Genomic DNA, 12138 nt, shown 5'->3' with positions numbered 1-12138 from the left:
GGCAAACGCTTGCGCCAGCCGGCACAGGGCTTATGTCTATCAAGACGAAATTCGCTGGAGCCGCAAATTGGCTGCGAGACCGAAAGCCGCCAATCGCTACTATAACGGCCCGCCCAGCGGTCATTTCGACGGAACCTTGTTCTTCAATCCCGGCGGCCAGCCGCCGGCGCGTTTCGTCGATCTGCTGAAATGGCAGTTCAACGGCCAACGCTCGAAATGGCCAGCCACCAATCCGAGTCCCTTTCCGCAGGCAAAGCCGCCCGCGCGTGTCGAGGGTGCCGGCCTGACCGTGACCATGGTCGGTCATTCCACGCTGCTGGTCCAGACTGCGGGCCTGAACATCCTCACCGACCCGGTATGGTCGCTGCGGGCGTCGCCGTTCTCCTTCGTCGGGCCGAAACGCGTCAATGCGCCGGGCATCGCCCTGGCCGACCTGCCGCCGATCGATCTCGTGCTGGTCAGCCACAATCACTACGACCATCTCGACATCGCGACGCTGAAGCAGCTCAAGGCCAGGCACGACCCGCTGGTGGTGACCCCGTTCGGCAATGACGTCCTGATTGGCGGGGCGGTTCCCGGCATGCGGCTCTCGGCGCATGACTGGGGCGACAGGGTCGACATCGGGGATGGCGTGGCCGTCCATGTCGAGCCGGCGCATCACTGGTCGGCGCGCGGCACACGCGACCGGCGCATGGCGCTGTGGGCCGGCTTCGTCATCGAGACGCGGGCCGGCCGGATCTATTTCGCGGGCGATACCGGCTTCCATGATGGCATCAACTACCGGCTCATAGCTCACAAGCACGGCGGCTTCCGCTTCGCCATCCTGCCGATCGGCGCCTATGAGCCGCGCTGGTTCATGGCCTCGCAGCATCAAAACCCGGAGGAGGCGGTGCAAGGCATGACATTGTGCAACGCCGCCTATGCGGCCGGCTGCCATTGGGGCACGTTCCAGCTCACCGACGAACCGATCGACGAGCCGGCACGCAAGCTCGACGAGGCGCTGGAGGCCGAGGGCCTGCCGCGCGAACGTTTTCGCGCCTTGCGGCCAGGTGAGGTCTGGGACGTGCCGCAGGAAGCGGCGCTTTGACCGGGGCCGGCCGCGGCCGGCGGAACCCGAGCGCCACCGGCGCGTTTGTTGAAGGGGCTTCGATTTCTATCGCTTTGCGAGGCATTTCCATGCTTAAATGGATCATCATTCTCCTGATTATCGCCGCCGCTGCGAGCCTGCTCGGCATGCCGGCATTAGCAGGTGCGGCCGCCACCGGCGCGCGCATCCTGATCGGTATCGTGCTGATCATATTCCTGCTGATCGTGCTCGGCGTCTTCGCCGTCACCTGAAGGCGCGATGCACTGGTAATTCCCGCCCTTTTCCGCCATATAGCGGCAAACAGTACGGAATGACCGGAAGAAATGGCAGGCACCGCCCCCTTCGCCAAGATGAACGGCATCGGCAACGAGATCATCGTTGCCGACATGCGCGGCCGTGCCGACCGGGTGACGCCGACAGCTGCGATCGCGCTCAACGCCGATGCCTCGACGCGGTTCGACCAGATCATGGCGATCCATGAGGCGCGGACGCCGGGTACGGCCTATTTCATCGACATATTGAATTCGGACGGCTCGGGCGCGCAGGCCTGCGGCAACGGCATGCGCTGCGTCGTCCAGGCGCTGGCGGCCGAGACCGGACAAAAGACATTCACCTTCGAGACCGTCGCCGGAATCCTCAACGCGCAGGAACATGCCGACGGCTCGATCTCGGTCGACATGGGCACGCCGCGCTTCGGCTGGCGGGACATTCCGCTCGCTGAGGAGTTTCGCGATACCCGCATGATCGAATTGCAGGTCGGCCCGATCGACGCCCCGGTGCTGCATTCGCCCTCGGTCGTCTCCATGGGCAATCCGCATGCCATCTTCTGGGTCGACCGCGACGTCTGGTCCTACGAACTCGACCGCTTCGGACCGCTGCTCGAAAACCATCCGATCTTCCCCGAGCGCGCCAACATCACCATCGCGCAGGTGACCTCGCCCGACAGCATGATCATCCGCACCTGGGAACGCGGCGCCGGCCTGACCAAGGCTTGCGGCACGGCATCCTGCGCCGCCGTCGTGGCTGCCGCCCGCACCCGGCGCACCGGGCGCAGCGTCAATCTGCTGACCCCGGGCGGCGGCTCGCTGCATGTGGAATGGCTCGAAAACGACCATGTCATCCTGACCGGCGCCGCCGAATGGGAGTTTTCCGGCAGCTTCGATCCCTCGAGCGGCGCCTGGGCGCGCGACACCGAAAGCGCGGCCTGATGCCCGCTCCTGTCAAGGACGGCGATGTGGCGAAGCGCCCCAATCGCATCGAAATGGTAACCTTCGGCTGCCGGCTGAACACCTATGAATCCGAGGTGATGCGGCGCGAAGCCGAAACTGCGGGTCTCGGTGCGCTGGCCGGCGGCGCCGTCATCTTCAACACCTGCGCCGTCACAGGTGAGGCGGTGCGCCAGGCCAAACAGGCGATTCGCAAGGCGCGCCGCGACAACCCCAAGGCTCGCATCATCGTTACCGGCTGCGCGGCGCAGACCGAGCCGCAGAATTTCGCTGCCATGGACGAGGTCGATCTCGTCCTCGGCAATGAGGAGAAGCTGAGGGCAAATTCCTATCGCGCGCTGCCGGATTTCGGTGTCAACGACAGCGAGAAGGCGCGCGTCAACGACATCTTCTCCGTACGCGAGACCGCCGGCCATATGGTCGATGCCATCGAGGGCAGGGCACGCGCCTTCGTGCAGGTGCAGAATGGCTGCGACCACCGTTGCACCTTCTGCATCATCCCCTATGGTCGCGGCAATTCACGCTCGGTGCCGATGGGCGCCGTGGTCGAGCAGGTCAAGCGGCTCACCGGCAACGGCTATGCCGAGATCGTGCTGACCGGCGTCGACATGACCAGTTTCGGCGCCGACCTGCCGGGTGCGCCGAAACTCGGCAGGCTGGTGAAGACGATCCTGCGCCAGGTGCCGGACGTGAAGCGCCTGCGCCTCTCCTCCATCGATTCCATCGAGGCCGACGACGATTTGCTCGACGCCATCGCCACCGAGCCGCGGCTGATGCCGCATCTGCATCTGTCGCTACAATCGGGCGACGACATGATTTTGAAGCGCATGAAGCGTCGGCATCTGCGCGATCAGTCGATCCGCTTCTGCGAAGACGTGCGCAAGCTGCGCCCCGACGTCGTCTTCGGCGCCGACATCATCGCCGGCTTCCCGACCGAGACGGAGGCGATGTTCGAAAATTCGGCAAAGATCGTCGAGGAATGCGGGCTGACCCACCTGCACGTCTTTCCGTTTTCGCCGCGCGAAGGCACACCCGCCGCGCGCATGCCGCAGGTCCGCCGCGAAGTGGTCAAGCAGCGGGCAGCCCGCCTGCGCGCCGCCGGCGAGACCGCATATCGCCGCCATCTGTCGTCGCTCTCCGGAACGCGCCAGTCGATCCTGATCGAGCGCGACGGGCTCGGCCGCACCGAAGGGTTTACGCTCGCCGCGCTCGCCACCGGCGCGCCGGGCGAGATCGTCGAAGCAACAGTCACCGGTCATGACGGCGCCCGGCTGATCGCGGCCCCGCTTGCCGCCCGCGCCGCCTGAGAAACGCAAGAGATGGCCGGGTTCTTCAAGAAGATATTTTCGTTCGGCAAGAAGGAGGTCGTCGAGGAGCGCGTCGACGAGACCGCCCCGCTGCCGCCGATCAAATGGGATCAGCTCGACACGCTGAAGCCGGCGGCCGAGCAGGCCGTTCCGGAATTCCTGAAGCGGGAGGAGACCCAGGCTCAGCCTCCCGTCGAGCCCGCGCCGCCCGAGGAGCCGACACCCGAGCCTGCCCCGGCCATTCCGCCGGTGCCGGAGCCGACTGTTCCGCCCGAGCCGGAACCGCTGCCGGAGCCGCGGCCGGAGGAGGAACCGGCACCGGCGCCAGAGCGCCCGGAGCCGCCGGCCCCTGAGAAAATTCCGACACCCCCGGCCATTCCGGAGCCTGCGCCCGAACCGCGGCCGCAGGAGGTACCGCAACCAGCGCCCGCCGAGCCGGAAATTGTCCCGTCGCGCCCGGAGCAGCTGCCGGAACCGGCACCCGCCGAAGTACCGACGCCCGCCGAAGTTCCGGTCGAGACGCCGGCGCCAATCGAGATTCCTGCGACACCGTCTTCCGCGCAGCCTTCACAGGCCGGCGCCGCCCCTCATCCGCCTGCTGGCACCTTCTCCCCGTATAGTGACGGGGAGAAGGAAGAAGCTGCAACGCCAACGCCTCCCTCTCCCCGTCCTTCACGGGAAGAGGGCGAGGGTGAGGGGCAGCGCCGACCTGTCGAGAACCTGGCACCCAGCGCCGAAACCGCCGCCGAAATCTCGCCGCCGATTCGCCAGCCTGCGCCGATCGAGCCGCAGCCTGTGCGCGCCGAGATCGCGCCGGAACCTGAGGCAGTTCCCGTCCCGCCGAAGGCTGCGCCCGCCCCCGGAAAGGTAACGGTCGCCAGAAAGGTGGAGCAGAAGGCCGAGCCGCAGAAGGCGCCGGAGCCGGCGCCGCGGCGCTCCTGGTTCCAGCGCATGCGGGACGGGCTTGCCCGCTCCTCGCGCGAATTGTCGGGCAACATTGCCGGCGTCTTCACCAAGCGCAAGCTCGACGACGACACGCTGCAGGATCTGGAGGACGTGCTGATCCGCGCCGATCTCGGGCTGGAGACGGCCTTGCGCGTCACCGATTCGCTGGCCGCCAGCCGCTACGGCAAGGATGTCTCCGACGCCGAGGTCCGCACCGTGATGGCGCAGGAGGTCGAGAAGGTGCTGACCCCCGTCGCCCTGCCGCTGGAACTCGACCTCAGCCACAAACCGCATGTCATCCTGGTGGTCGGCGTCAACGGCACCGGCAAGACCACGACCATCGGCAAGCTGGCGGCCAAACTGACCGATGGCGGCCTGTCGGTGATGCTGGCCGCCGGCGACACCTTCCGAGCCGCCGCCATCGAGCAGCTCAAGATCTGGGGCGAGCGGACGAAATCGCCGGTCATCGCCTCCAAGCTCGGCGCCGATGCCGCCGGCCTCGCCTACGATGCCTTCGAGAAGGCGAAGGAAGCGGGTTCCGACGTGCTGATCATCGACACCGCCGGCCGATTGCAAAACAAGGCCGAGCTGATGGCCGAGTTGGAAAAGATCGTGCGCGTGCTGGGCAAGCTTGATCCGGAAGCCCCGCACACCGTGCTGCAGACGGTCGACGCCACCACCGGCCAGAACGCGCTCAACCAGGTGGAGATCTTCCGCAACATCGCCGGCGTCAACGGCCTGGTGATGACCAAGCTGGACGGCACGGCGCGTGGCGGTATTCTGGTGGCGATCGCGGCAAAACACAGATTGCCGGTCTATTTCATCGGCGTCGGCGAACAGGTCGACGACCTCGAACCGTTCTCGGCAAGCGAATTCGCCAGGGCGATCGCTGGCGTTGCGTAACGGCATGATCCCGGAAGTTGCTTCAACCGGATCGTGCGTAAGAAGGAAGATATGAACCCACCCATTCTCGAACGCGATCCGTCCGACCCGCAGAAAGAGAAGAAGGAAGGCGTCAACCCGCTGCTCAAGCTCGTTCTCGAGCTAGGGCCGCTGCTGGTGTTCTTTTTCGCCAATGCGCGAGGCGAATGGCTGACGCAGAAATTCCCGGCGCTGGCTGAATTCGGCGGCCCGATCTTCGTCGCCACCGGCCTGTTCATGGCCGCCACCGCGATCGCGCTGGTCGCGTCGTGGCTACTCACCCGCACCCTGCCGATCATGCCGATGGTGTCGGGCGTCGTCGTCTTCATCTTCGGCGCGTTGACGCTCTACCTGCAGGACGACATCTTCATCAAGATGAAGCCGACCATCGTCAACACGCTGTTCGGCGGCGTGCTGCTCGGAGGGTTGTTCTTCGGCAGATCTCTGCTTGGCTACGTCTTCGATTCCGCCTTCAGGCTCGATGCCGAGGGCTGGAGAAAACTCACCTTCCGCTGGGGTCTGTTCTTCCTGTTCCTGGCCCTCGTCAACGAGGTGGTGTGGCGGAATTTTTCGACCGATGCCTGGGTTACCTTCAAGGTCTGGGGCATCATGCCGATCACGCTTCTGTTCACCTTCAGCCAGATGCCGCTGATCCTGCGCCATTCGCTGGACGACAAGACCGGCGGCGAAGAGAAGGCCCGCAAGTAAGGCCTGCAAATTGGGGGGAGTGCCATGGAATTCGTCACCACGCGCGAAGAGCTGCGGACGATCTACAAGACGCCGCGTCCGACGGATGGTTCGATCCGCAAAGAATTGAAGGCGCTGGACGGCCATTGCCGCTCCTTCATCGGCAAGAGCCCCTTCGTGCTGATCGGCTCCTCCGACGGCGAAGGCAATGCCGATGTGACGCCCAAAGGCGACAAGCCAGGATTCGCCGCCGTGCTTGACGACAGGACCATCGCCATCCCCGACCGGCCCGGCAACAACCGGCTGGATACGCTGGAGAACATCCTGCTCAACCCGTCGGTCGGGCTGCTGTTCCTCATTCCCGGCATGAACGAGACGCTGCGCGTCAACGGCGACGCCCGCATCACCGTCGACGCGGGTTTGCGCGAACGGCTGGCCGTCGACGGCAAGGAGCCGCAGAGCGTCGTCGTGGTCGCCGTCAAGGCCGCCTACATGCATTGCGCCAAGGCCTTCATGCGCTCCGAGCTTTGGAAGCCGGAGAGCTGGCACGATCGCGCCACGCTGCCGACGCTCGGCCAGATCCTGCGCGACCAGCTGGCGCTCGCCGATTCGGCCGAGGCGACCGACCGCTGGCTGGACGACGAATACAAGCAGACGATGTGGTAGCCTGCGCGGAAGATTCGTCCGAGCGTCGCCTTGCTGAACCTCCTTGCCATTTCCGGCAGCCTGCGGGCGGCCTCCACCAATTCGGGCCTGGTCGCGGCACTGGCGTGGAACGCGCCAGAGGGCTGCCGCGTCGCCATCCATGAAGGACTCGGCCTGCTGCCGATCTTCAACCCCGACGACGAGGGTGAGCGGACGCCGTCCGAAGCGTCCAGGCTGATCGATGCCGTCACCGCCGCCGACGGCGTCATCATCTCATGCCCGGAATATGCGCATGGCGTGCCGGGCGGCCTGAAGAATGCGCTCGACTGGCTGGTCTCGCGCGATGCCGCCGTCGACAAGCCGGCCATGCTGGTGCACGCCTCGCCGCGCTCGCTCTATGCCCGCGCCGCATTGGCGGAGATCATGCGCACCATGTCCTTCGCGCTTCATGACGGCGGGCTGGAGATCGGGCTGCTCGGCAAGAAGCCAGCTGAGGTGGAGGCCGTCCTGGGGGAGCAGGCGAACGCGTTGGCAATGCGCGATGCGTTGTCCGCTTTCGCGGATTTCATTCGCGCGCGTTAGCGCCTACCCTTTTCTCAGCGTCTCGACATCGGTCTTGCCGACGTACCAGTCGCGGGCGTTGACCTCCTCGAAGACCACCCAGACATCGTCATTGCCGAGCCCGGTGGCGTCCATGATCGCCGCCGTGACTTTTTTGGCGATGTCGGCTTTCTTGCCGGCCGGATCGGCGGCGATCACTTCCTTGACGATGCGGATGTTGACGAATGGCATGACGATCCTCCCTTTAATTCAGCTCAGTAGGTCTTGGCGCCGTTCACCATCAGCCGGACCATGTAGAGCGAGGTGGTGCCGGCAATGTAGAGACAGTTCAGCTTGGCGCCGCCGAACACGCAATTGGCCGTCACCTCGGGCACCTTGACCTTGCCGATCAGCGTTCCGTCCGGATCGTAGCAATGGATGCCATCGGCGGCGCTGGTCCAGATGCGCCCGGCATCGTCGAGCCTGAAGCCGTCGAACAGGCCTGCGGTGCAGTCGGCGAAGACTTTTTCACCCGAGACCTTCTTGCCGCCCTCGCCGACATTGAATACCCGCATATGCGCCGGGTTCTGCGCGCCATGCGTGCGGCCGGTGTCGACGACATAGAGCTTGCTCTCGTCGAGCGAGAAAGCCAGCCCGTTCGGCCTGACCATGTCGGTGATGACAGCCTCGACATCGCCGGTACCGGGATCGACCCGGTAGACATGGCAGGCGCCGATCTCGCTCTCGGCCCTGTCGCCCTCGTAATCGGTGTCGATGCCGTAGGTTGGATCGGTGAACCAGATCGAGCCGTCCGACTTGACCACCACGTCATTGGGCGAATTCAGCCGCTTGCCCTTCCATTTGGCGGCAATGGTGGTGACCGAACCGTCGAACTCGGTGCGGCTGACGCGGCGCCCCGAATGCTCGCAGGTCACCAGCCGGCCCTGCCGGTCGACGGTGTTGCCGTTGGAATTGCCGCATGGCTGCCGAAACACGCTGACGCTGCCGTCGGTCTCGTCGTAACGCATCATGCGGTTGTTCGGGATGTCGGACCAGACGACATAGCGGCCGGCGGCGAACCAGGCCGGCCCTTCCGCCCATCGGCAGCCGGTGAAGAGCTTATCCACTTGCGCATTGCCGTTGAACAGCCGCGCAAAACGCGGATCGAGAATTTCGTAGTCGGCGGCGGCCATTCTTTCCTCCCGGTAACGTTGGCAATCCGGCGGCGATCAAGCCAGCAGGAGATCGATATGGCAAGGTCGGCGGCGATGACATTTCCGCAATTTGTAAGACAAAACGACAGGAACCGGCATTCCCATCACGGAAGGGCAATGCGCCGGCGCCGGGGGTGGCGTTCAGGCGCCATTAACCGGCTATGCACATAGCGCAATGGTGCATTGCAACATCTTCTTTTTGCGATGCACCATTCCTATGTCATGCTCCGTATCGATCAAGGGAGGAAGAAACCGGCCGCCAAATGCGGCCCAGAAGGAAACTCGCTATGATCCTCGACAGCCTCTTGACCCGCGCCCGCAGCAGCATCGCCAAGCGCAAGAACTACAACCGCCTCGTCGCTGAAATCGACAGCTTCTCCAGCCGCGATCTGGCCGACATGCGCGCCGACCGCTCGGAAATGCTTTATCAGGTCCACAAGCAGATCTACGGCTGAGCCCACAACAAGCAGATCCGCGCGCTCCGAGACATTGCTGTTCCTCAACGGTGATGACGAGGGCGCGTGAAAATCGAAGCATTTGACGCGTCGGCGAGCGGCGAACGCTTGTCCTTCAATTGTCGACGCGCCCGAAAGCCGGCACCTCGCCGATGACGGTGCGCCGGTCCTTGCCGCAGGCAAAGGACCGTGCTTTCTCGTCGGCAAGCTTGCGCGCCTGATCGTTGGCGGCAGGATTTCCTGTAGCCAGCACCAGTGCGACCGTGCAGCCGTCGCGCGCATCCATTTGCGCGACCTTGGAGACGAGCAGCACGTCGGTGGGTTTCTTTTCGTCTTCCGGATTGCTGATGGAGCGGCGGTGAATGACCGCGAACGGCACCGCCTTGTCGCCGTCGGTCTCGATGCGCCACTCGATCCTGGCGCCTGAGGAATTGAAGCCGGAGAAACTTTCCCAGACCGATGTCATGTCGCCGCCGGGCGGGAAACCATAAAACAGCGATTCGCGCGCATCGTCATAGGCGATCAGCACCGGATATCCACGATAGCCCGAACAGGCGAGGTCGGCCCAGTCGCCATCACCGTCCCCGGCCTGCGCATAGGTGACGCAGTCGTTCTTCCAGTCGAGATCGGTGTAGGCGCTCGATATCTCGCCGGCATGCGCTGCCTGGCAGACGCTGGCGAGAACGAGCGGAAGAACCAGGCTGCGCATCGCGGACATCTCCGTTGAAGGTCGCAGCAGCCTATCGCCAAACACTATTTCTTCAAGCTCGCCTCGATCAGCAGATCGGCGTTGATCGCCACCGACGCCGCCGGGCCACCGGCGCCGAACAACTGGCCGCTGATATAGGCGCCTTCGATCAGAAGCAGCAGACCGTCGCCCAGCGTGTCGGCGTCGGCGGCATTCATCGCGGCGGCCATGGCGCGCAGGCGGCGGCGCAGTTCCTGCTTGTTGTCCTCGCTCACCACGCGCGCCGGATGGCCGCGCTCGGGATATTCTACGGCCGCATTGGTCATGCCGCAGCCGCGATAGTCAGGCTTCTGCGTGCGCTTGCCGACGCGGGTCAGGAAGGCTCGGATTTGCGCGCGCGGATCGCCGGGATGGGCGTTCACCGCCTCGTCGAAGCGTTCCCAGAATTCGAGGTCGTATCGGCGCAGATAAGAGGCGGCCAATTCGTCCTTGGAGGGAAAGCTGCGATAGAGGCTGGGCTTGGTGACCCCTGCGCGCCTGACGATCTCATCGACGCCAATTGCCCTGATGCCTTGCCGGTAAAACAGATCGCGCGCCACGCCGAGTATCTTTTCCGCCGCCTTTGGCGGAGCCGACGCGTGAGCGCTGCTGATGGACGGTTCAATTTTATTGTCTGGTGGCATTCGCGGTCTCGGTTGACACTGTTACCGATCGGTACGTATACATGTTTCCATCCTGCAACGTACCGGTCAGTAACATGCTAGCTCAATCCCGTCCATTTGGCCAGCGCTACGCTTTCGTCGTGGTCGCCGTCATCTTTCTCTGCCTGCTGATCGCGGCCGGCCTGCGCTCCGCGCCAGCCGTCATGATGCTGCCGCTGGAGGAAAGTTTTGGCTGGCGGCGCGACGTGGTGTCGCTGGCTGCCGCGGTCGGCATCTTCCTCTACGGCCTGACCGGACCGTTTGCCGCTGCGCTGATGGAGCGGATCGGGCTGCGGCGCACGCTGCTTGCCGCGCTTGTGGTGATGTCGGCCTCCACCGCGCTCAGCCTGCTGATGACCAAGCCATGGCATCTGCTGATCACCTGGGGCGTGTTTTCCGGCGTCGGCTCCGGCGCGGTCGCCACCGTGCTCGGCGCCACCATCGTCAACCGCTGGTTCAAGACCAACCGCGGTCTCGTCATGGGCTTGATGTCGGCCTCCAGCGCCACCGGTCTGCTGGTCTTCCTGCCGCTGCTGGCCTCGCTGGCGCAGTCAGGCGGCTGGAAGCCGGTCGTCACCGCCATCTCCGTCGCAACGGCCTGTCTGGTGCCGCTGGTGCTGCTGCTGGTGCCGGAACGCCCGGCATCGATCGGCATGGTGCGCTATGGCGCGGAAGCCGACGACGTGCCGCCGGTACCGCCGGCGGCACAAGGCAATTTCCTGACCCACACGCTGACCACGCTGCGTCGCGCCGCCGGCACGCGCGTCTTCTGGTACCTGTTCGCCACCTTCTTCGTCTGCGGTTTCACCACCAACGGGCTGGTCGGCACGCATCTCATCGCATTTTGCGGCGATATGGGCATCAACGAGGTGCAGGCGGCTGGCCTGTTGTCGATGATGGGCATTTTCGACCTGATCGGCACCACGCTGTCGGGCTGGCTCACCGACCGTTTCGATCCGCGCAAGCTGCTCGGCGTCTATTATGCGATCCGCGGCCTTTCGCTGATCTATCTGCCCTATTCCGGCTTTTCGGCGACCAGTCTGATCATCTTCGCCGTGCTTTACGGTCTCGACTGGATCGCCACCGTGCCCCCGACGCTGCGGCTCGCCAATGAAGCCTTCGGCGACCGCAGCGGCCCGATCGTGTTCGGCTGGATCGTCGCCGGCCATCAGGTGGGCGCGGCAACCGCCGCTTTCTTCGGCGGCACCATGCGCGAACTGCAGGGCAATTACGAACTGGCCTTCCTGATCGCCGGCATGACCGCGATTGCCGCCGCCTGTATCTCGCTCCTGATCAACACCAGCCGGCCGGCGTTCGACCCGGAGCCGCAAGCGGCATAGTGCGCCTTCGAACGAGTGTGCCGTCGGTCAGATTGGCGATCTTTTCGATAAAGGGGAGATCGGCAGTTCGCCGACGGCGCGCAGCCGATCAGTCGGGATAGCAGACCAACGGGACGTTGGGCCAAACCGCACTATCGCAATTGGCGCTTTCCTGCCTTTGCTTGAAGGCCGCGCTGACGGGCCCCGTCACCACCGGATCGACCCCATCGGGCGCATCCGCAAAGACCTGTTCGGCGCTCGGGACATCGTTCGGCAGAGCGGGCCGCGCTTCCTTGAGCGTCGCCGCGGATTGAGCGGCGCCGGCGGCCAGCAACACGGCGAGGGCCGCAGTTGCGAGAATCGGCCGAAATTTGACGACTGCATTGGTCATGGTGTTCGAACT

15 protein-coding genes are annotated in these 12138 nt (G+C 64.7%); 10 read left to right on the top strand and 5 right to left on the bottom strand.

The window, feature by feature from the left end:
* The first annotated feature begins 67 nt into the window (after window positions 1-67).
* From LB545_RS01890 to LB545_RS01855, 8 genes are all read left to right on the top strand, one after another.
* Entirely contained in the window at window positions 68-1087 is a 1020-nt protein-coding gene (locus tag LB545_RS01890) for an MBL fold metallo-hydrolase (RefSeq protein WP_224704330.1), read from the top strand.
* A gap of 89 nt (window positions 1088-1176) precedes the next feature.
* Window positions 1177-1338 carry a DUF1328 family protein gene (locus LB545_RS01885; protein ID WP_140518074.1) on the top strand — a complete coding sequence of 54 codons (162 nt, stop codon included), beginning with the start codon at window positions 1177-1179 and terminating at the stop codon, window positions 1336-1338.
* Between the two features lie 72 nt (window positions 1339-1410).
* On the top strand, window positions 1411-2295 hold the full coding sequence (dapF, locus tag LB545_RS01880; protein WP_140518073.1) for a diaminopimelate epimerase: 885 nt from the start codon (window positions 1411-1413) through the stop codon (window positions 2293-2295).
* Window positions 2295-3620 (top strand): tRNA (N(6)-L-threonylcarbamoyladenosine(37)-C(2))-methylthiotransferase MtaB, encoded by a 1326-nt coding sequence (mtaB, locus tag LB545_RS01875; RefSeq protein ID WP_224704329.1) that lies wholly within the window; start codon window positions 2295-2297, stop codon window positions 3618-3620. The genes dapF and mtaB overlap by 1 nt, the downstream gene beginning before the upstream one ends.
* 12 nt (window positions 3621-3632) lie before the next feature.
* Complete coding sequence (gene ftsY, locus LB545_RS01870) at window positions 3633-5468, top strand: signal recognition particle-docking protein FtsY (RefSeq protein WP_224704327.1); 1836 nt, start codon at window positions 3633-3635, stop codon at window positions 5466-5468.
* Window positions 5469-5519: 51 nt separating this feature from the next.
* Complete coding sequence (locus tag LB545_RS01865) at window positions 5520-6194, top strand: septation protein A (RefSeq protein ID WP_140524974.1); 675 nt, start codon at window positions 5520-5522, stop codon at window positions 6192-6194.
* Window positions 6195-6218: 24 nt separating this feature from the next.
* Complete coding sequence (locus LB545_RS01860; RefSeq protein ID WP_140518070.1) at window positions 6219-6839, top strand: pyridoxamine 5'-phosphate oxidase family protein; 621 nt, start codon at window positions 6219-6221, stop codon at window positions 6837-6839.
* 30 nt (window positions 6840-6869) lie between these two features.
* Window positions 6870-7400, top strand: coding sequence for an NADPH-dependent FMN reductase (locus LB545_RS01855; protein WP_140492845.1), 531 nt, complete (start codon window positions 6870-6872; stop codon window positions 7398-7400).
* 3 nt (window positions 7401-7403) lie between these two features.
* Here the strand turns inward: LB545_RS01855 and LB545_RS01850 are convergent, their stop codons facing one another.
* On the bottom strand, window positions 7404-7610 hold the full coding sequence (locus tag LB545_RS01850; RefSeq protein ID WP_013892236.1) for a tautomerase family protein: 207 nt from the start codon (window positions 7608-7610) through the stop codon (window positions 7404-7406).
* Window positions 7611-7633: 23 nt separating this feature from the next.
* Window positions 7634-8551, bottom strand: a complete 918-nt coding sequence (locus LB545_RS01845; protein ID WP_140518068.1) for an SMP-30/gluconolactonase/LRE family protein — start codon at window positions 8549-8551, stop codon at window positions 7634-7636.
* 308 nt (window positions 8552-8859) lie between these two features.
* On the opposite strand from LB545_RS01845, the gene LB545_RS01840 reads away from it, so the two are divergent.
* The gene (locus tag LB545_RS01840; protein ID WP_140492852.1) at window positions 8860-9027 is read left to right on the top strand and encodes a hypothetical protein; all 168 of its coding nucleotides are present in this window, start codon (window positions 8860-8862) and stop codon (window positions 9025-9027) included.
* Window positions 9028-9142: 115 nt separating this feature from the next.
* On the opposite strand, the gene LB545_RS01835 is transcribed toward LB545_RS01840, so the two are convergent.
* A complete protein-coding gene (locus LB545_RS01835; protein ID WP_140554860.1) occupies window positions 9143-9736 on the bottom strand; it encodes a hypothetical protein in 594 nt (197 codons plus the stop codon).
* Between the two features lie 44 nt (window positions 9737-9780).
* Window positions 9781-10398, bottom strand: coding sequence for a TetR/AcrR family transcriptional regulator (locus tag LB545_RS01830; protein ID WP_140524978.1), 618 nt, complete (start codon window positions 10396-10398; stop codon window positions 9781-9783).
* A gap of 74 nt (window positions 10399-10472) precedes the next feature.
* Between LB545_RS01830 and LB545_RS01825 the strand changes: the two genes are divergently transcribed.
* Window positions 10473-11756, top strand: a complete 1284-nt coding sequence (locus tag LB545_RS01825) for an MFS transporter (RefSeq protein ID WP_140880322.1) — start codon at window positions 10473-10475, stop codon at window positions 11754-11756.
* An 88-nt stretch (window positions 11757-11844) separates the two neighbouring features.
* On the opposite strand, the gene LB545_RS01820 is transcribed toward LB545_RS01825, so the two are convergent.
* On the bottom strand, window positions 11845-12126 hold the full coding sequence (locus LB545_RS01820; protein WP_181174415.1) for a hypothetical protein: 282 nt from the start codon (window positions 12124-12126) through the stop codon (window positions 11845-11847).
* Window positions 12127-12138: the final 12 nt, after the last annotated feature.

The sequence above is a fragment of the Mesorhizobium sp. BR1-1-6 genome, from assembly GCF_020165355.1.
Lineage (GTDB): Bacteria > Pseudomonadota > Alphaproteobacteria > Rhizobiales > Rhizobiaceae > Mesorhizobium.
The sequence above is the reverse complement of the archived record's forward strand: the minus strand, read 5'-3'. Positions and strand labels throughout refer to the sequence as shown.